Here is a 17,621-nt window from a genome sequence, read left to right as displayed (position 1 = left end):
GATCGCTGCGGCTCAGGTCGGGTCGGTGAAGGAGACCGGCTTGCCCGCCGCTCGGGCGTAGGCGATCTCCCTGCGCGTCGACTCCCCGACGTACCCGCCCGGGTTCACGACCAGCACTCGATCCGCCAGGTCGATCTTCCGGAGGTGCAGGGCGTCGAGCACCGCCTTCTGCTCTTCGTCGACCGGGCCGCCCGCATCCGCCGGCGCGACGACAATCACGCCCGCGAGGGCCAGATCGTGCGCGGCATCCCGCATCTCGGCCGGGAAGCGCATGGAGCCGCAGATGCATACGGTCTCGGGTCGGTCGGGCGCGGCTGATCCTCCGCCGAGTCCGCGCGTCAGCGTCTCGTGCAGCGACCAGAACTGCGACGCCGGCAGCGGCACGCCGGCCATCGCCGCCTCCAGGTAGGTGAGGTGCGTGATCCAGCCGATGCGGTACGACTCCGCTAGCTCCGCGAGCCCGGAGTGGACGAGCTCGAGCACCGCGCGGTCCTCGGAAGCGCGCAGCGTGATCGCCACGTGGGATGCCGGTTCGTCCGGGAAGTCCCACGTCATCGTCAGCCGACGCGGCGGGTCGGCCTCGAGCACCGCGCTGCGGGATCGGGCGCCCTCGCCGTGGTCGACGACGAGCGTCCCACCGGGCCGGATGTCCCACTCGACGACCTCGCCGAGCCACCGGGCGATCGCCTCCCGCTCCGTGAGAGCCGCCCACACCCTCTCGAGCGAGTGCGCGAACGACCAGGCGATCCACGCGCTGTCCGGATGGGGGGAGACGGCGACGAGCGGCATGCGCTCAGTGTCACGGGATGCGGGCAGGCCGTCCAGCGGGTAGCCCGCCGTCGGCGCATTCGGTGGGATCCACGTCCCTATGCCGGCCGCGCGGCCGAGGCGGCATCGGCCGCCACCTGCACGGCGTCCGAGGGCGCCCGGCCGAGCAGCATCGCGAGGTCGCCGCTCGACTCCGCCAGGAAGCCGTGCCGGACGGCCGTGTGGATCGACATCAGCATCGCCGGCTGGAACGGCTTGAGCCCGGCGCCCTCGTAGGACGCCCGTCGTGCCGCGAGGTCGATCCGATCCAGTGGCGCACCGACCCGGTCGGCGACCGCGCAGGCCGTGATGGCCGGACCGACGAGGTCGTACGACCGACCGGCGTGCGCCTGCGGATCGCGGGCGACGACAGCCGCCGCCTCCGCGAGATCGCCACGCGCGACGGCCGCGAGGGCGCCGTCCCCGAAGGCCGACTCCAGCCGGGATCCGCGCCAGGTCAGCAGCGCCCCGAGCAGCTCCGCGTACAGGCCGTTCCGCAGCACGGTCGACGGCACGCTGCTTCGTGCGAGGCGCCGCTCCGTCCAGCGGTGCGCCAGCGCGAAGGCGAGGTGATCCCCGCCCGCCGCCACGCTCGTGTAGACGACGTGGCCGACGCCGTCACGCTCGGCGGCGCTGATCGCCGCGTCGTGCCGGGCGGTGACGACGTCGTCCTCGGCCTCGCCCGCCGAGACGAGCACCAGGGTGTCGACGCCGACGAAGGAGACGGTCGCGGGATCGTCGAGGTCGATCCGACGCATCCCGGCGGCGCCGGAGCGGCTGCTGCCGATCGCGTCAGCCCCGGTCGCGCGGAGGTGCTGGAGGATGGCGGAGCCGAGCTGGCCCGTGGCGCCGGTGACGAGGATCATGGATCCACCTCTCGTGGTTCGGATTCGGTGACGTCACCGAGCGTGCTGCGACCCCCGACCCCTCACAAGGAGGCACTTCCGTGTCACTCACGCACACCACGGTGACCGCCGACCTCGAACCCTGCGGCCGAGAGGATCACCCCGACTGCGGGATCCGCGACGTGCTCGACCGCGTCGGCGACACCTGGTCGGTGCTCGTCGTCGTCGAGCTGGCGTCGGGCGAGCGTCGGTTCCGCGAGTTGCAGCGCGCAATCGACGGGATCTCGCAGCGCATGCTGACGCTCACCCTCCGCCGCCTCGAACGCGACGGCCTCGTGATCCGCACGGTCTTCCCGACGGTGCCCGCGCAGGTCTCGTACGCGCTCACGCCGTCGGGCAGCCGGCTCACGCACCTCGTGAAGGCCCTCGCCGACTGGGCGCTCGCGGAGCGCGCGGGCATCGCGGAGTCGCGGGAGCGCTACGACGCGGAGCACCCGGGGCACGCGATCCGCTGAGCGTCCAGCACGCTAGTCCGCCGGATCCCCCACCGCCGGCCCCGAGTAGTGGTGGTCGAACACCACGCTCGTGCGGGTCGACGCCACGGCCGGGTGCGCCGAGAGGTGCTGGAGGACGAAGTCGCGGAGGTGGTCGCTGTCGCGGACGGCGATGTGGACGATGAAGTCCTCGGATCCGCCGAGGAAGAAGAGCTGCACCACGTCGGCGAGCTCACGCATCTCGGACGCGAACGCGGCCATCTCGTGGCGGGCGCCCGCGCGGATCGCGATGCTGATGAGCGCCTGCAGGCCCACGCCCACCGCGTCGGCGTCGATGGTGGCGGTGAAGCCGGTGATCACGCCGCGCTCCACGAGGCCGCGCACCCGGGTCACGCACGTCGACGGCGCGATGCCCGCCTGCTCGGCGAGGCGGCTGTTCGGGGTGCGCGCGTCGGCCCGGAGGAGGGCGACGAGCGTGCGATCCACCTGGTCGAGCGGCTCGGGCGCCCGCATTTCCTTCGTCGGCATCGGTCATCCTCGCTATCGGGGCGAAGGATCGCGCAGGCGAGGCGATCCGTGCCGACGATCCTACGGAGTTCACGCGTTCGAAACGCACGATGGCCACCATGAGTCTCGCCCTCCTGCATCGCTGCCGCCGGCCGCACCTCGCGGGGAGACGAGACGGAGCACGCGCATGAAGGTCGGGATCCCCACCGAGATCAAGAACAACGAGAACCGGGTCGCCGCCACGCCCGCGGGCGTGCACGAGCTCGTGCGCCGCGGTCACGAGGTGCTCGTGCAGGAGGGCGCGGGACTCGGGTCGAGCATCACCGACGCCGACTACGTCGAGGCGGGCGCGACCATCGTCGCCACGGCCGACGAGGTGTGGGGCGCCGCGGATCTGCTGCTCAAGGTCAAGGAGCCCATCGCCGAGGAGTACCCGCGCATGCGCGCCGGCCAGACCCTCTTCACCTACCTGCATCTCGCGGCGTCCCGGCCCTGCACGGACGCGCTCGTCGCCTCCGGCACCACGGCCATCGCGTACGAGACCGTGCAGCTCCCGAACCGCCAGCTGCCGCTCCTCCAGCCGATGAGCGAGGTCGCCGGCCGGCTCTCCACGCAGGTCGGCGCGTACCACCTGATGCGCGCGGCCGGCGGGCGCGGGATCCTCCTCGGCGGCGTCCCCGGCACCCCGAAGGCGCGCGTGGTCGTGATCGGCGGCGGCGTCGCGGGCGAGCACGCGGCGGCGAACGCGCTCGGCATGGGCGCCGACGTCACGATCATCGACCTCTCCATCCCCCGGCTCCGCGAGCTCGAGATCCGCTTCGGCGGGCAGGTGCAGACGCGCGTGTCCTCCGCCTACGAGATCGCGGCGCAGCTGAAGGACGCCGACCTCGTGATCGGCTCGGTCCTCATCCCCGGCGCGCAGGCCCCGAAGCTCGTGACCGACCAGATGGTCGCGACGATGAAGAAGGGCTCCGTGCTCGTCGACATCGCCATCGACCAGGGCGGCTGCTTCGAGGGATCCCGCCCGACCACGCACGACGACCCGACCTTCGACGTGCACGACAGCGTCTACTACTGCGTCGCGAACATGCCGGGCGCGGTGCCGGAGACCTCGACGCGCGCGCTGACGAACGCGACGCTGCCGTACGTGATCGCGCTCGCCGAGAAGGGGTGGAAGCGGGCCCTCGCGGAGGATCCCGCGCTCGCGCTCGGCTTGAACGTGCACGACGGGCACGTGACGAACCCGCACGTCGCCGCCGCGCTCGAGATGCCGCTCACGCCGGTCGCCGACGTCCTGGCCTGACGCCTCGGGCGGCGGCCGTCGCGGGATCGTGACCCCGCGGCGGCCGGATCCGCCCGGATCCCTGGCAGGGTCGATGCATGACCTTCAGCTACGCCCCCGAGCCCGACACCAGCGCACCCCGCGAGCGGAAGACGTCCAACGGCGTCGGGCTCGCGGCGCTCATCGTCGGCGTGCTGTCGCTCATCGGCGCGGTCATCCCGCTCCTCAACTACGTCTCGGGCTTCCTCGCGATCGTCGGCATCGTGCTCGGGATCATCGGCCTCGTCCTCCGGGACCGGCCCAAGGGCATGGCGCTCGGCGGCCTCGTCGTGAGCGTGATCGCGCTGATCCTCTCGATCGTGCTCGCGATCGTCTACACGGTGGGCCTCGCCGCGGTCATCGGCGACGCCGTCGAGGACTCGCGCTCCTCGACGAGCCCGGTGCCCCTGCCCGAGCCGCAGGGCGTCGAGACGCCGGACGACGGATCCGCCACAGGCGACGTGACCGTCTCCTACGAGCTCACCGGCACCGTGCCCGCCGTGAGCGCCGCGTGGACCAGCCTGGTCGGCGAGGCGTTCGGCGCCGAGGAGGCCGACGCCCAGCCGCTGCCGTTCACGCGCGAGGTCGTGCTGCCGGAGGGCAGCGGGTTCGACGACGAGCGCCTGATCCTCGTCGGCACGGGCGGCGCCGAGGAGGGCGACGTGACCTGCCGGGTCCTCGTGGGCGGGAACGTGCTCACCGAGCAGACGTCCTCGGGATCGGCCGCGCGCGCCGCCTGCGTCGTGACGGCCGCCGAGGTCCGCGCGGCCGTCGGCTGAGACGGGCGACGCGCATGAGCGGCACCCGTCCGCCGGACGTGATGGCCACGGCGTGACGGAGCCGACCCCGTACGGGCCAGCCGACCCGGAGACCCCGTACGGGCCCGCGACGCCCCCACCGGATGCCGCGGCATCGCCGTCTCCGCCCGCCGCCCCCGTGCGCGGACGGAACGAGGCCGCGTGGACCGCCGTGGTGCTCGCGGTCCTCGCGCTGGTCGGCGCGCTCGTGCCGGTGCTGGATCTCGTCACCGGGCTCCTCGCCGTGCTGGGGGCGGTGTTCGGGATCCTCGCGCTCACCCGCAAGCGCCGACGGAACTCCCGTCCCCTCGCGATCACGGGGCTCGCGCTCAACGTCGTCGCGCTGACGGCGTGGGTGATCGCGATCACGACGCTGGTCGGCCTGGTGCTCGACACGTACCCGCCGTCGCCCCCGGAGGGCGCGTCGAGTCCGGTGCCGACCACGCCCGGCACCCCCGAGGTCGTCTACCCGGTCACGCTCACCGTCGAGCTGACCGGCAGCGCGCCGCAGGTGCGCACGATCTGGCTGGGCGGGCTGAACGGGGAGTACCGCGACGAGCCGGCGGATGACCTCCCCCTCACCCAGGAGCACGACGTCTACCTCACCGACGCCGCCTACTCCGCCGGCGACTACTTCAGCGTCACCGCCGTGCTCGGCGAGGCGGGCGGCACCGTCTCCTGCCGGCTACGGGTGGCGGACCGGATCCTGGCGGAGGACACCGCATCGGGACGGGGCGAGGCGGCGTCCTGCCACGTGACGGCGTTCGACATGCTCGACTACCGGCACAGCGCGGGATGACGCCGGCGGCCCGACGCAGGGGGGGGCGAGGTCCCCGAACCCTCCCTCGTCGTCCGACCGGCACGTGGTGGTGAGCTGTACCCGTGCACCGTTCCCGGTGCGAGGTGCGGGGCTGACGTGTGCTCGGCTCTCGCCGGGTGCGCTGCCCTCCGCGCCACAGGGGATCAGGTTGCCCGCTGATCCGCCGGGGTGTGCCCGCTCCGGACGACTACCGACTCGCCCCTACTCCGTCGTCCCGTCGGCCTCCCCGACGAGCTCCACCTCCCAGTTCGCGCGCTGGATCCTGGCGTCGAGCTCCCGCAGCTCCCGAGCCGTGTCGTCGGCCCGGTCGCGCACCTCGCGGATGGGCAGCGCTGCGATCTGCCGCAGCTCGCTCCGCATCTGCCGCGGGGCGTAGCCGGCGGCGCTCGCGCCTGCTCGACCGGAGGCGGCGTCGGCGGCCGCGGTGAGGATCCCGTGCCGCGTCCGCAGCGCGTCCCGCCGGGCGAGCGCCGCGGTGAGGGGCGTGCCGTCGTCGAGGCGGGCGGCCGTGTTGGTGAGGTTGATCCGCGTCACGAGCGCCGCGAGCCGGTCGATCTCGTCGCCCGCCTCGGCGAGGAGCGCCGCCGCGTCCTCCGCGGGATCCTCGCCCTCCTGGTATCGGGCGGTCGCCTGGATCCTGCCCCGCAGCGACTCGATGCGCCTCTGCAGGTCGGACCGTTCCATCAGCGCCTCGGCGAGTCTCATGCCTCCACCGTGCCACGCGGCCGGGCGCCTCGCCAGCGCGGGCGGCGCGCTCGCGGCTCGTCCGCGGCTCTCGGGCGGGCGCCCCGGGCATAGCATTCCGGTCATGCCGTCGACCCCGCCGCCCGAGCGCGCGACCCCCGGTCGACCCGCGGCGATCGACGCGCAGGACCTCGCCCGCGTCGCCATCGGCCTGTTCGCCGAGCGCGGCTACGACGCCGTGAGCATGGCCGACATCGCCGAGGCCGCGGGCGTCGGCCGCCGCAGCCTCTTCCGGTACTTCCCGAGCAAGGCCGACCTGGTCTGGGCGGGGGCGGACGTCGTCGGCGCGGAGCTCGAGCGGCTCCTCGCCGAGGGCCCCGGCGACCGGCCGCTGGGGGAGGCGTACGCCGACGCCTTCGTCGGCGCGCTCGGCCCGCGCTTCCTCGACGTGGGGATGACGCGCGTGCGGCTGCGGATCATCGACGCGCACCCGGACCTGCACAGCCGGTCGTCGACGCGCATCACCTCCGCCTCGCCCGCGCTCGCCGAGTTCGTGGCGACGGCGCTGCCGGATCTCCGCGGCACGCTCGAGGCGGCCGCCGTCGCCGAGGCGCTCGCCTCCGCGAGCCACACCGCGCTGCTCTGGTGGGCGACGCGCTCGGACGACGAACGGCCCGACGAGTCCATCCGCCGGGCCGTCCGCGCGCTCGCGCTCCCCGGCGCCGTCCGCTGACGCGAGCGGCCGGGAGCGGCCGGGAGCGGCGCCGCGCCCGCTAGATCGCGGACCAGCCGCCGTCGGACGCGAGGATCACGCCGTTCACGTTGCTGCTCTGGTCGCTCGCGAGCCAGATCACCGAGTTCGCCATCTCGTCGGCCTCGACCGGCGCCGGCACGATCGTCTGCATGATCGGCCCCATCACTCGGCCGGCGTGCTCGGAGCGCATGGGCGCCTCGATCGCGGTGTTGGTCGCGCCGGGGGCGACGGCGTTCGCGCGGATGCCCTGCCCCGCGTAGAGCACGGCCGTGTTCTTGGTCATGCCGGCGACCGCGTGCTTGGAGGCGGTGTACGCGAGCCCGGCGGCGGATCCGCGGAGCGCGGCCTCGGAGGCGATGTTGACGATCGCGCCCTTCCCGGCCTCGATCATCAGCGGCAGCACCGCGCGGGTGAGGCGCATGACGGCCGTGACGTTCACCGCGAACACGAGGTCCCACGTGCGGTCGTCGACCTCGGCGGCGGGCAGGAACCCGTCCATGATCCCGGCGACGTTCGCGAGCACGTCGACCCGCCCGTCGGCCGCGGCGACGATCGCCTGCACGCCGTCCTCGGAGGTGATGTCGCCCACGACGGGCACGAGGTCGAGGTCGGGGTGCTCGGCGACGAGCGCGTCGAGGCGCTCGGCGGAGACGTCGGCGGCGATCACGCGCGCGCCCTCGCGGGCGAAGCGCAGCGCCGCCGCCCGGCCGATGCCGCTGCCCGCTCCGGTGACGATGGCGGTGCGTCCGCTGAACTGCTGGTCCTGGGTCATGTGGTTCCTCGCTGTCGGGCCGGCCTCGTCGCCGGCCCGACCATTGTGGCACGCGGTGCCATAAATGCGCGGGGGTCCTCAGGGGTCGCTCAGGCCGCGACGGGATCCCCGGTCGACGCCGCCTCGTGCCGCCCGGGGCGGTGCGACGGCCACCAGAACCGGTCGCCCAGGAGGAAGACCAGCGCCGGCACCAGCAGCGTGCGCACCACGAGGGTGTCGAGCAGCACGCCGATGCAGACGATGACGCCGATCTGCGTGAGCGCCACCACGGGCAGCACGCCCAGCACCGCGAAGACGGCGGCGAGCAGGATGCCCGCGCTCGTGATCACCCCGCCGGTCGACGCGAGCGCCCGCACCATGCCCTCGCGCGTGCCGTGCAGGCGCCGCTCCTCGCGGGCCCGGGTCACGAGGAAGATGTTGTAGTCGACCCCCAGCGCCACCAGGAAGAGGAACGCGAACAGCACCACGTTCGCGTCGAACGCGGGGAAGCCGAGCACCTGCTGGAAGAGGACGTTCGCGGCGCCGAGGCTCGCGAAGAACGTGGCCAGCACGGTCGCGATGAGGAGCACCGGCGCCACGAGCGAGCGCAGGAGCAGGCCGAGGATCACGAACACGATGGCCAGGATGATCGGGATGATCAGCCCCTGGTCGCGCTCGGACGACGCGGCGGTATCGGCGGCCGTGGCGTCGCTGCCGCCCACGAGCGTCGTGGACTCCGCGCCCGGTGCGTCCGCGTACGCGTCGCGGAGGTCCTGCACGGCCGCGAAGGCCGCCGCGCTCTCGGGCTCGGCGTCGAGCTGCACGTCGATGCGGGTGCGGCCCTCCGCGGACTCGCCCGCCGTGGCGCTCGCGACGCCGGGGACGGACTCGGCCGTGGCGACCGCGTCGGCGGCCGCCGCATCCGGCGCGAGCACGACGGTCTGCGCCGTGAGGCCGGCGGAGAAGGACGCGTCGACGACCTCCTGGGCCGCGACCGACTCGGGGTCGCCGAGCAGCTGGTCCGTCTGCGCGAGGCCGACCCGCGCGCCGACGAGGCCGAGCGCGAGCACGCCGACGCCGGCGAGGGCGACGACGGCCACGACGGCGGGGCGACGCCGGACGCCGAGCCCGAGCCGTCGCCAGGCGCCCGGCTTCCCGCCGTGGTCGGCGTCCGTGCCGGCGCGCGGGATGAACGGCCAGAAGAGGCCCCGCCCGCAGACCACGAGGGCGGCGGGCAGCACGAGGAGGGCGGCGGCGATCGCGATCAGCACGCCGATCGCGCACGCGAAGCCGAGCGCGCGGTTGCCGGAGAGCTCGGCGAGCAGCAGCGTGACCAGGCTGAGCGCGACCGTGCCGCCGCTCGCCGCGATCGCGGGTCCCGCGCTCGTGACCGCCGTGAGCATCGCCGCGTGGCGGTCCTCCTGGCGCGTCAGCTCCTCCCGGTAGCGCGCCACGAGCAGCAGCGCGTAGTTCGTGCCGGCGCCGAAGACCAGCACCGAGAGGATCCCGCCGATCGAGGCGTCGATCGTGATCCCCAGCGGCTCCGCGAGCGCCGTGACGACCACGCGGGCCAGCCCGTCGGCGACGCCGACCACGACGAGCGGGACGATCCAGAGCACGGGGCTGCGGTACGTGACGATGAGCAGCACCGCGACCACGAGCACCGTCACGATGAGGAGCCGGAGGTCGGCGCCCGCGAACGCGTTCGAGATGTCGGCCTGGAACCCGACGGGGCCGGTGAGCTGCGCGACGAGTCCGTCCGGCAGGCCGTCCGAGGCCGTGGCGCGGAGGGCGTCGGCGGTCCCGGCGACGTCGTCGGCGGCCTCCGAGGCGTCGAGCGGCACGGCGACGAGCGCGGCGCGGCCGTCGTCGCTGGCCTGCGGGACGACGGCCTGCGGGGCGATGGATCCGGCGGCCAGGGCCTCGGCGCGCTGGGCGATCGCGGCGCTGTCGGCCTCGGTGAGGGCGGCGCCGTCCCGGCTGAACACGAGGATCCCGACCGTCGTGTCCGCGCTCGGGAACCGCTCGAGCAGCTCGCCCACGTGCCGCGCCTGGCTCGACTCCGGCAGGCCGGAGGGCGGGAACGCGTCCGCCTCGCCCTTCGGCAGGAAGGCGAACAGGGCGGCGACGGCGGCGGCCGCGATGACGAGCGCCGTCCAGGCGGTGCGGCGGGCGCTGACGAAGCGGGCGATGGATCTCACGGGTCCTCCAGGGGTGCGGTGATCGTCAGCCTACTGATGATCAAGCGGCTTAGCTACCTCGGGCGTACGATGCGGGCATGCCCCGACGCCGTCCCCGCTCCGATCCGGACGCCACCGCGGCTCTGCCGGCACCGGGCGCGGGCGTCCCCGCCGAGGCGGGGGAGGCCGGGGAGCTCGGCCGGATCCTCCGCGACGTGCTGGGCCTCGCCGCGGGGTTCGAGCGCCGGCTCGGCGGCGTGCTCGAGGTCAACCCCACCGACATGAAGGCGATGGAGCACCTCATCCAGGAGGGATCGCTGTCGCCCACCGAGCTCGCGGGCCGCCTCGGGGTCTCCACCGCCGCCGCGACGCTCGTGGTGGACCGGCTCGTCGAGGTCGGCCACGTCGACCGCCGACCGCACCCGCACGACCGCCGCCGCGTCGTCGTCGTCCCGCGGCCCGCCTCCGTCGGCCGGGCCATGGCGGAGCTGATGCCCATGATCGGCGGCGTCGCGCGCGCAGCGGACGCCCTGACCGACGAGGAGCGCGCCGCCGTGATGCGGTTCCTCGGCGAGGTGCGCGAGGTCTACCGGGAGGCGGCCGCGGGTCCCGTGGGCGCCGGGACCGCCGCGGAGGCGGCCGCGAGTCCCGGGTCCGCCGCCGAGACGCCTGCCGCCCGCTGATCCCGTCCCCGTCCACCGCGCGTGCACCCGGCGCTCGGGCGGCGTCCACCGTGTTCGGGGATGATGGACCCGCATCCACCACCACCACGACGCGCACGCGGGCCTCACGGCGCGCGGCAGAGGAGGACCATGACCGGGACCGAGCGGGACACGACCACGCCGACGCGGGGACTGGTCCTCGGCGGCGGAGGCGTCGCCGGCATCGCGTGGGAGACCGGGCTCCTCTCGGGCCTCATCGCCGCGGGCGTGGACCTCGACGCGGCCGACACGGTGGTCGGCACCTCGGCCGGATCCGTCGTCGCGATCAACCTGCGCGCGGGCGCCATCGACGCCGCCTACGACGAGCACTTCGTCGACGTCGCCGGCATGGCCGAGCCGACCGGCAGCCGCGACCTCGCGCGCACCGTCGAGGTCATCGGCGAGGGCGTCGCGAGCACGGCGGGCGAGATCCCCACGCGCCAGAGGATCGGCGAGCTGGCGCTCGAGGAGTACGACCCCGAGGTGGACGACGCCGCGAGCGTCGAGCGCATCGGCCAGCTGCTGCCGATCCGCGACTGGCCCGAGAAGGACCTCCGCATCACGGCGGTCGACGCCGGCACCGGCCGCTTCACCGTCTTCGACGAGGAGTCCGGCGCCGACCTCGTGCGCGCGTCCGCCGCGAGCTGCGCCGTGCCCGGAGTGTTCCCGCCCGTCACCATCGACGGCCGCCCCTACATGGACGGCGGCATGCGCTCCGGCACGAACGCCGACGTCGTCGCCGACCACGAGCGGATCCTCGTCATCGCCTGCGGCCCCGAGGCCCCGCAGAGCGGCATGGGCCCGACGCTCCCGGGCGTCGTCCAGCAGCTGCGCGGCCGGGCCGACGTGCTCGTGATCCAGGCCGACGCCGAGAGCACGGCCGCCTTCGGCGAGAACTCGCTCCTGCTCTCGACCCGCAAGGCGTCCGCCGAGGCGGGCCGCCGCCAGGCCGAGCGGCTCGCCGAGGAGATCCGCGCCTTCTGGGGCTGATCCCGTCCGCACCACGTCGAGGGGCCCGGCCGCGTCATGCGGCCGGGCCCCTCGTGTCGACGGGTGCGCGGATCAGGCGGCGGGCACCGCGTCCGCGAGCCCGACGTGCGCCGCGTGCTCCGGGTACAGCAGCGGCAGCTGCAGCGTGAGCCACGGGCTGAAGGCCCACGGAGTGTGGGCGACCGCGGGGATGAGCTCCTCGGGATCCACCCACTGGAACTCGCCGACCTCCTCGGGCCGCGGATCCACCGGCGTGGCCGCCACCGCGCGGAACACCGGGCAGATCTCGTTCTCGACGACGCCCGCGGCGTCGGTGGCGCGGTAGCGGAAGTCCGGCAGCACGAGCTCGACCGACGCGAGCGTCAGCCCCAGCTCCTGCTCGGCGCGGCGGTGCACGGCCTCGAGCATGTCCTCGCCGGGGGCGGGGTGGCCGCAGAACGAGTTGGTCCAGACGCCGGGCCAGGTGAGCTTGCCGATGGCGCGGCGGGTGACGAGGATCCGGCCCTCGGCGTCGAACACGTGGCACGAGAACGCGAGGTGCAGCGCGGTGTCGCGGGTGTGGACCGTCGCCTTGGGCGCCGTCCCGATGGTCTCGCCGTCGTCGTCCAGGAGGACGACGAGCTCGGTGTGCTGTGACATGCGCTCCCTGCTTTCCGTTACCCCCACGATGTTAGGTTTCATCCGTGGACGCCACCAACCTCGCTGCCGTCTCCACATCGAGGCAGGCCCATGTGAACGGCGTGCTGGACGCGTTCTTCGCGAGGTCGCTCGTGCGGGCCGAGGCCATGGGCGACGAGTACGTGAAGCTGTGGCGCACGCTCGAGTCCAACACGGCCGGCGGCAAGCGCTTCCGCCCGCGCATGGTGATGGCCGCGTACGACGGCCTCGGCGGCCAGGACGTGCAGGCCGCGGCCCACGTCGGCGCCGCGTTCGAGATGCTGCACACCGCGCTCATCGTCCACGACGACGTCATCGACCGCGACTTCACGAGGCGCGGCGGCCCCAACGTCTCCGGCGCCTACCGCGACATCGCCACCACGCAGGGCCTGCCCCAGCCGCTCGCCGAGCACCGCGGCATGTCGGCCGCCGTCATCGCGGGGGACCTGGCGCTGGTCAACGCGTACCGCCTCATCGACGCGAGCGGCGTGCGCGACCTCACCCGGTCGCACCTCATGGAGATCCTCGACGACGCCGTCTTCGCGTCGGCCGCGGGCGAGCTCATCGACGTGGAGTTCTCGCTCACCGCGGACGTGCCGAGCGTCGAGGAGATCCTCCGCATGGAGCGCCTGAAGACCGCCGTCTACTCGTTCGAGGCGCCGCTCCAGGCGGGCGCCGTGCTCGCGGGCGCGCGCCCCGAGGTGGTCGCCGCGCTCGGCGACTTCGGCCGCGACATCGGCATCGCCTACCAGGTCATCGACGACGTGCTCGGCGTCTTCGGCGACGAGCAGGAGACCGGCAAGACCAACCTCGGCGACCTCCGCGAGGGCAAGCGCACCGTGCTCATCGCGCACGCGGTCCGCTCGTCGGAGTGGGGCGAGATCAGCTCGCTCGTCGGCAAGGACGACCTCTCCCGCGGCGAGGCCGCGCTCGTCCGCTCGGTGCTCGAGAGCTCGGGCGCGCGGGCGTACGCCGAGGGCGTCGCGCGGGACCTCGCGGTCGCCGCGTGCGCGCGCCTCGAGGACCCGGTCGTGCCGGACGCGCTCCGCCGGGAGCTCGCGCCCGTCGCGGAGTCCGTGCTCGGGCGCATCCGATGACGCGTCGCCTGCCCGGCCGTCGGCCCGCCGCCCCCGAGGCGCCCACCGGCCTGGAGAAGTACGACCGCGTCGCGCAGGAGACGGCCTCCGTCGTCATCCGCCGCTACTCCACCTCCTTCGGCCTCGCGTCGCGCCTCCTCGGGGCGGACGTCCGCCAGCACATCGAGAACGTGTACGCGCTGGTGCGGGTGGCCGACGAGATCGTCGACGGCGCCGCGGCCGGTGCCGGTGTGGATCCCGCGCACGTCGAGGCCCTGCTGGATGCGCTCGAGCAGGAGACCGAGGACGCGATGCTGCGCGGCTACAGCACCAACCTCGTGGTGCACGCCTTCGCGATCACCGCCCGCCGCGCCGGCTTCGGCGCCGAGCTCACCGCGCCGTTCTTCGCCTCCATGCGCATGGACCTGCGCCGGATGGAGCACACGCCCACCTCCTTCACCGAGTACGTGTACGGATCCGCCGAGGTCGTCGGCCTCATGTGCCTGCGCGCGTTCCTGGTCGGCCACGCGACCACGCGGCCCGAGCGGATCCGGTTCGAGGAGGGCGCCAGGCGCCTCGGCGCCGCGTTCCAGAAGGTCAACTTCCTGCGCGACCTCGCCGCCGACCACGGCGCGCTCGGCCGCAGCTACTTCCCCGGCGTCGACGTGGCGACCTTCTCGGAGGCCGACAAGGAGCGCATCCTCGACGACATCGACCACGACCTCCGCATGTCGGGCGCCGTGATCCCCGACCTCCCCGCCTCCAGCCGCCGCGCCGTCGCGCTGGCGCAGGGCCTGTTCGCGGAGCTCGCGGTGCGGCTGCGCGACACCCCCGCGTCCGAGCTGGTGCGCACGCGCGTGCGGGTGCCGGATCCGGTCAAGGCCCGCATCGCGCTAGCCGCCGCCGCGGGCGCCGAGCCGTCCGGCGTCGACGGCCGCCTCGTGCGCCGCTCCCGCGCGCCCCGCGTGCACGCCGCGCGCCCCGCTCCCGCATCCCAGCCCGCCCCGTCCGACCCCGAGCAGCAGGAGAGCGCCATGACCGCACCCACCGCCATCGTGATCGGCGGCGGGATCGCCGGCCTCGCCTCCGCGTCGCTCCTCGCCCGCGACGGCTACCGCGTCACCCTCGTCGAGGGCCGCGACGAGGTCGGCGGCCGCGCGGGCTCCTGGGAGAGGGACGGCTTCCGCTTCGACCTCGGCCCCAGCTGGTACCTCATGCCCGAGGTGTTCGACCACTTCTTCAAGCTCATGGGCACGAGCGCCGCCGAGCAGCTCGACCTCGTGCGGCTCCCCGGCTACCGCGTGCTCTTCGAGGGCGATCCCGAGCCCATCGACATCCGCGACTCCCGCGAGGCGAACCTCGACCTGTTCGAGAGCGTCGAGCCCGGATCCCGCCCCGCGATGGCCCGCTACCTCGACTCCGCGAAGGACGTCTACGAGGTCGCGAAGAGGCGGTTCCTCTACACGACCTTCGCCGACTACCGGCCGCTGCTGAAGCGCGACGTCGTCACCCGCACCGGCACCCTCGGCAAGCTGCTGCTCACGCCGCTCGAGACGCACGTCGCGCGCTACGTGAAGGACCGCCGCCTCCGCCAGATCCTCGGCTACCCGGCCGTGTTCCTCGGCTCCTCGCCGAAGCTCGCGCCGAGCATGTACCACCTGATGAGCCACCTCGACCTCGAGGACGGCGTGCTCTACCCGCAGGGCGGCCTCATCACCGTCATCGACGCGATCGAGCGGGTCGCGCGCGCGGAGGGCGTCGAGATCCGCACCGGTGCCCCCGTCTCGCGCATCCTCACCGAGCCGACGAGGGCAGGGCGGGCCCGGGCGCGCGGCGTGCAGATCACCACCGACGCGGGAACCGAGACCCTCGAGGCCGACGTGGTCGTCTCCACCGCCGACCTGCACCACACCGAGACCGAGCTCATCCCCGAGGCGTTCCGCACCTACCCGCAGTCGTACTGGGACAAGGCCACGGCCGGCCCCGGCGCCGTGCTCGTCTACCTCGGCGTGAAGGGCGAGCTGCCCGAGCTGCACCACCACACGCTGCTGTTCACCGAGGACTGGGACGAGAACTTCTCCCGCATCTTCCCGCCGAAGGGCGGCACGACCTCGGTGCCGGATCCCGCGAGCATCTACGTCTGCAAGCCCAGCGCCACCGACGGCTCGGTCGCGCCCGACGGCCACGAGAACGTCTTCATCCTCGTGCCGATCCCCGCCGACCCGACCATCGGCCGCGGCGGGATCGACGGCGCCGGGGACGCGCGCGTCGAGGAGATCGCCGACCGCGCCATCCAGCAGATCTCCGACTGGGCCGGCATCCCCGACCTCGCCGAGCGCATCGTCCTCCGCCGCACCTCGGGCCCCGGCGACTTCGCCGCCGACCTGCACTCGTGGAAGGGCACCATCCTCGGGCCCGCCCACACGCTCACGCAGTCGGCCATGTTCCGCGCCGGCAACACGAGCAAGCGGGTCGACGGGCTGCACTACGCCGGCGGATCCACCATCCCCGGCATCGGCCTGCCCATGTGCCTCATCAGCGCGGAGATCCTGGTGAAGCGCCTCCGCGGCGACACGTCGACCGGCCCCGGCGCCGAGCCGCTCGTGCGCACGGTCGGCCGCCCGGTGGTCTGATGGGTCTCGTCTACCTGGTGCTGCTGCTCGTGTCGCTGGGCTGCATGATGCTCGTCGACCGGCGCTGGCGCCTGTTCTTCTGGCGCGACCGCACGGCCGCGGCCCTCACGACCCTCATCGGCGTCGCGTTCTTCCTGCTCTGGGACATCGCCGGCATCTCGAAGGGCATCTTCTTCCGCGGGGAGACATCGATCATGACGGGGATCCTCGTCGGCCCGGAGCTGCCGCTCGAGGAGGTCTTCTTCCTCACGCTGCTCTGCTACCTCACGATGAACCTCGTCAACGGGTTCAGCCGCCTCGCCGACCACCACGTCGCCCGGGCGAGGGAGCGTGCGAACCGATGAGCTACCTCGTCCTCGACCTGCTGTTCCTGATCCCCGTCGCGGTCGTCGGGTTCCTGTTCCGCCGCCTGCTGCTGCGCGAGGCGGCCGCGGAGCCGTACGGATCCAGCCGCTTCGACTACCCCGAGTACTACTGGTACCGGCGGATGCCCGTCGCGATCCTGCTCGTGATGACGCTGATCTTCGACAACCTCATGATCAAGGTCGGCCTCGTCGGCTACGACCCCGACAAGCTCGTGGGTCTCATGCTCGGGTACGCGCCCATCGAGGACTTCGCCTACGCGATCGCCGCGCTCGTGCTGCTGCCGGCCGTCTGGTACCTCCTGCGCCGGCGCCGCCGCGTGTCCGGCATCGAAGCGCATGGGTGACGTGCGCACGCGGCCGGGTGCCGCCGGGATGCTGCGGACCATCGCGCTGTCGTCGCGTCCGCTCTCCTGGGTCAACACGGCGTTCCCGTTCGCGGCCGCGTACCTCACGGTCACGCGCGAGCTCGACCTGACGGCGATACTCGGCACCCTCTACTTCCTCATCCCGTACAACCTCGCGATGTACGGCATCAACGACGTCTTCGACTACGAGTCCGACATGCGGAACCCGCGCAAGGGCGGCGTGGAGGGCGCGGTGCTCGCGCGCGCCATGCACCGGCCGGTGCTCGTCGCGGTGCTCATCGCGAACGTGCCGTTCCTCGTCTACCTCGTGGCGGTGGGATCCGCGGCCAGCGTCGCCGTGCTCGCCGTGAGCGTCTTCGCCGTGATCGCCTACTCGCTGAAGGGCCTGCGCTTCAAGGAGCGCCCGGTGCTCGACTCGCTCACCTCGAGCACGCACTTCACGTCCCCCGCGGTCTACGGCATCGTGCTCGCGGGCGGGACGTTCACCCCCGCGCTCTGGGCGATCCTCACGGCCTTCTTCCTGTGGGGCGTCGCCTCGCACGCGTTCGGCGCCGTGCAGGACATCGTGGCCGACCGCGAGGGCGGGATCTCCTCCATCGCGACCGTGCTCGGCGGGGCCGTCACCGTGCGGATCGCCGTGCTCGCCTACGGCGCGGCCGGCGTCGCGATGCTGTTCACGGGCTTCCCGGGGATCATCGCGGCCGTGCTCGTGATCCCGTACATCCTCAGCACGGCGCCGTTCTGGTCGATCCGCGACGAGGACGCGGGAGCCGCGAACCGCGGCTGGCGCCGCTTCCTCGGCCTCAACTTCCTCTCCGGCTTCGTCGTGACCATGCTCCTCATCGCGTACGGGCTCACGAGCGCCTGACGCCCG

19 protein-coding genes are annotated in these 17,621 nt (G+C 73.7%); 12 read left to right on the top strand and 7 right to left on the bottom strand.

The genetic code is table 11. The features are described 5' to 3' along the window. Positions 1–12: 12 nt before the first annotated feature. The gene (locus tag BFL37_RS14895; RefSeq protein WP_086515594.1) at positions 13–789 is read right to left on the bottom strand and encodes an SRPBCC domain-containing protein; all 777 of its coding nucleotides are present in this window, start codon (positions 787–789) and stop codon (positions 13–15) included. A gap of 77 nt (positions 790–866) precedes the next feature. Further along, positions 867–1,673 carry an NAD-dependent epimerase/dehydratase family protein gene (locus BFL37_RS13430; RefSeq protein ID WP_086515593.1) on the bottom strand — a complete coding sequence of 269 codons (807 nt, stop codon included), beginning with the start codon at positions 1,671–1,673 and terminating at the stop codon, positions 867–869. Positions 1,674–1,753: 80 nt separating this feature from the next. Between BFL37_RS13430 and BFL37_RS13425 the strand changes: the two genes are divergently transcribed. After that, positions 1,754–2,167 carry a winged helix-turn-helix transcriptional regulator gene (locus BFL37_RS13425; RefSeq protein WP_086515592.1) on the top strand — a complete coding sequence of 138 codons (414 nt, stop codon included), beginning with the start codon at positions 1,754–1,756 and terminating at the stop codon, positions 2,165–2,167. Positions 2,168–2,179: 12 nt separating this feature from the next. On the opposite strand, the gene BFL37_RS13420 is transcribed toward BFL37_RS13425, so the two are convergent. Further along, the gene (locus BFL37_RS13420) at positions 2,180–2,674 is read right to left on the bottom strand and encodes an Lrp/AsnC family transcriptional regulator (RefSeq protein WP_086515591.1); all 495 of its coding nucleotides are present in this window, start codon (positions 2,672–2,674) and stop codon (positions 2,180–2,182) included. Between the two features lie 166 nt (positions 2,675–2,840). On the opposite strand from BFL37_RS13420, the gene ald reads away from it, so the two are divergent. From ald to BFL37_RS13405, 3 genes are all read left to right on the top strand, one after another. Then, the gene (gene ald, locus BFL37_RS13415; protein WP_086515590.1) at positions 2,841–3,956 is read left to right on the top strand and encodes an alanine dehydrogenase; all 1,116 of its coding nucleotides are present in this window, start codon (positions 2,841–2,843) and stop codon (positions 3,954–3,956) included. Positions 3,957–4,033: 77 nt separating this feature from the next. Further along, positions 4,034–4,753, top strand: coding sequence for a DUF4190 domain-containing protein (locus BFL37_RS13410; RefSeq protein WP_086515589.1), 720 nt, complete (start codon positions 4,034–4,036; stop codon positions 4,751–4,753). A 157-nt stretch (positions 4,754–4,910) separates the two neighbouring features. Beyond that, the gene (locus BFL37_RS13405; protein WP_086515588.1) at positions 4,911–5,570 is read left to right on the top strand and encodes a DUF4190 domain-containing protein; all 660 of its coding nucleotides are present in this window, start codon (positions 4,911–4,913) and stop codon (positions 5,568–5,570) included. Positions 5,571–5,792: 222 nt separating this feature from the next. On the opposite strand, the gene BFL37_RS13400 is transcribed toward BFL37_RS13405, so the two are convergent. Next, positions 5,793–6,296, bottom strand: coding sequence for a DIP1984 family protein (locus BFL37_RS13400; protein WP_086515587.1), 504 nt, complete (start codon positions 6,294–6,296; stop codon positions 5,793–5,795). Between the two features lie 103 nt (positions 6,297–6,399). Here BFL37_RS13400 and BFL37_RS13395 point away from each other — a divergent pair, with 103 nt between their 5' ends. Next, entirely contained in the window at positions 6,400–7,008 is a 609-nt protein-coding gene (locus tag BFL37_RS13395; RefSeq protein ID WP_172403821.1) for a TetR/AcrR family transcriptional regulator, read from the top strand. A gap of 40 nt (positions 7,009–7,048) precedes the next feature. Here the strand turns inward: BFL37_RS13395 and BFL37_RS13390 are convergent, their stop codons facing one another. Both BFL37_RS13390 and BFL37_RS13385 read right to left on the bottom strand, forming a co-directional pair. Next, on the bottom strand, positions 7,049–7,801 hold the full coding sequence (locus tag BFL37_RS13390) for an SDR family NAD(P)-dependent oxidoreductase (RefSeq protein WP_086515585.1): 753 nt from the start codon (positions 7,799–7,801) through the stop codon (positions 7,049–7,051). A gap of 89 nt (positions 7,802–7,890) precedes the next feature. Next, entirely contained in the window at positions 7,891–9,981 is a 2,091-nt protein-coding gene (locus tag BFL37_RS13385; protein WP_086515584.1) for an MMPL family transporter, read from the bottom strand. 77 nt (positions 9,982–10,058) lie between these two features. Between BFL37_RS13385 and BFL37_RS13380 the strand changes: the two genes are divergently transcribed. Then, a complete protein-coding gene (locus BFL37_RS13380) occupies positions 10,059–10,643 on the top strand; it encodes a MarR family transcriptional regulator (RefSeq protein ID WP_241534086.1) in 585 nt (194 codons plus the stop codon). A gap of 129 nt (positions 10,644–10,772) precedes the next feature. Beyond that, positions 10,773–11,651, top strand: a complete 879-nt coding sequence (locus tag BFL37_RS13375; RefSeq protein ID WP_086515583.1) for a patatin-like phospholipase family protein — start codon at positions 10,773–10,775, stop codon at positions 11,649–11,651. 72 nt (positions 11,652–11,723) lie between these two features. On the opposite strand, the gene idi is transcribed toward BFL37_RS13375, so the two are convergent. Next, on the bottom strand, positions 11,724–12,290 hold the full coding sequence (idi, locus tag BFL37_RS13370) for an isopentenyl-diphosphate Delta-isomerase (protein ID WP_086515582.1): 567 nt from the start codon (positions 12,288–12,290) through the stop codon (positions 11,724–11,726). 44 nt (positions 12,291–12,334) lie between these two features. Between idi and BFL37_RS13365 the strand changes: the two genes are divergently transcribed. Genes BFL37_RS13365 through BFL37_RS13345 form a run of 5 tightly spaced genes read left to right on the top strand, consistent with a single transcriptional unit; the run spans position 12,335 to position 17,615 of the window. Next, complete coding sequence (locus BFL37_RS13365) at positions 12,335–13,405, top strand: polyprenyl synthetase family protein (protein WP_241534085.1); 1,071 nt, start codon at positions 12,335–12,337, stop codon at positions 13,403–13,405. After that, positions 13,402–16,017, top strand: coding sequence for a phytoene desaturase family protein (crtI, locus tag BFL37_RS13360; protein ID WP_086515580.1), 2,616 nt, complete (start codon positions 13,402–13,404; stop codon positions 16,015–16,017). The genes BFL37_RS13365 and crtI overlap by 4 nt, the downstream gene beginning before the upstream one ends. Then, complete coding sequence (locus BFL37_RS13355; protein ID WP_086515579.1) at positions 16,017–16,361, top strand: lycopene cyclase domain-containing protein; 345 nt, start codon at positions 16,017–16,019, stop codon at positions 16,359–16,361. Before crtI ends, BFL37_RS13355 begins: the two co-directional genes overlap by 1 nt. Next, positions 16,358–16,726 (top strand): lycopene cyclase domain-containing protein, encoded by a 369-nt coding sequence (locus BFL37_RS13350; RefSeq protein WP_086515578.1) that lies wholly within the window; start codon positions 16,358–16,360, stop codon positions 16,724–16,726. The genes BFL37_RS13355 and BFL37_RS13350 overlap by 4 nt, the downstream gene beginning before the upstream one ends. After that, on the top strand, positions 16,719–17,615 hold the full coding sequence (locus BFL37_RS13345) for a prenyltransferase (RefSeq protein WP_086515577.1): 897 nt from the start codon (positions 16,719–16,721) through the stop codon (positions 17,613–17,615). Before BFL37_RS13350 ends, BFL37_RS13345 begins: the two co-directional genes overlap by 8 nt. Positions 17,616–17,621 lie beyond the last annotated feature (6 nt).

Origin of the sequence: Clavibacter michiganensis (assembly GCF_002151125.1) — a bacterium.
In the GTDB taxonomy this organism is placed as follows: Bacteria; Actinomycetota; Actinomycetes; order Actinomycetales; family Microbacteriaceae; genus Clavibacter; species Clavibacter michiganensis_C.
This window is presented reverse-complemented; position numbering and strand designations above follow the sequence as displayed.

Excerpts from the sequence above, each read along its gene's own strand:
- BFL37_RS13395 (WP_172403821.1), top strand. The coding sequence starts at position 6,400 with ATGCCGTCGACCCCGCCGCCCGAGCGCGCGACCCCCGGTCGACCCGCG.
- BFL37_RS13350 (WP_086515578.1), top strand. The coding sequence starts at position 16,358 with ATGAGCTACCTCGTCCTCGACCTGCTGTTCCTGATCCCCGTCGCGGTC.
- BFL37_RS13400 (WP_086515587.1), bottom strand. The coding sequence starts at position 6,296 with ATGAGACTCGCCGAGGCGCTGATGGAACGGTCCGACCTGCAGAGGCGC.
- BFL37_RS13345 (WP_086515577.1), top strand. The coding sequence starts at position 16,719 with ATGGGTGACGTGCGCACGCGGCCGGGTGCCGCCGGGATGCTGCGGACC.
- BFL37_RS13410 (WP_086515589.1), top strand. The coding sequence starts at position 4,034 with ATGACCTTCAGCTACGCCCCCGAGCCCGACACCAGCGCACCCCGCGAG.
- idi (WP_086515582.1), bottom strand. The coding sequence starts at position 12,290 with ATGTCACAGCACACCGAGCTCGTCGTCCTCCTGGACGACGACGGCGAG.
- ald (WP_086515590.1), top strand. The coding sequence starts at position 2,841 with ATGAAGGTCGGGATCCCCACCGAGATCAAGAACAACGAGAACCGGGTC.
- BFL37_RS13375 (WP_086515583.1), top strand. The coding sequence starts at position 10,773 with ATGACCGGGACCGAGCGGGACACGACCACGCCGACGCGGGGACTGGTC.
- BFL37_RS13420 (WP_086515591.1), bottom strand. The coding sequence starts at position 2,674 with ATGCCGACGAAGGAAATGCGGGCGCCCGAGCCGCTCGACCAGGTGGAT.
- crtI (WP_086515580.1), top strand. The coding sequence starts at position 13,402 with ATGACGCGTCGCCTGCCCGGCCGTCGGCCCGCCGCCCCCGAGGCGCCC.
- BFL37_RS13355 (WP_086515579.1), top strand. The coding sequence starts at position 16,017 with ATGGGTCTCGTCTACCTGGTGCTGCTGCTCGTGTCGCTGGGCTGCATG.
- BFL37_RS14895 (WP_086515594.1), bottom strand. The coding sequence starts at position 789 with ATGCCGCTCGTCGCCGTCTCCCCCCATCCGGACAGCGCGTGGATCGCC.
- BFL37_RS13430 (WP_086515593.1), bottom strand. The coding sequence starts at position 1,673 with ATGATCCTCGTCACCGGCGCCACGGGCCAGCTCGGCTCCGCCATCCTC.
- BFL37_RS13380 (WP_241534086.1), top strand. The coding sequence starts at position 10,059 with ATGCCCCGACGCCGTCCCCGCTCCGATCCGGACGCCACCGCGGCTCTG.
- BFL37_RS13390 (WP_086515585.1), bottom strand. The coding sequence starts at position 7,801 with ATGACCCAGGACCAGCAGTTCAGCGGACGCACCGCCATCGTCACCGGA.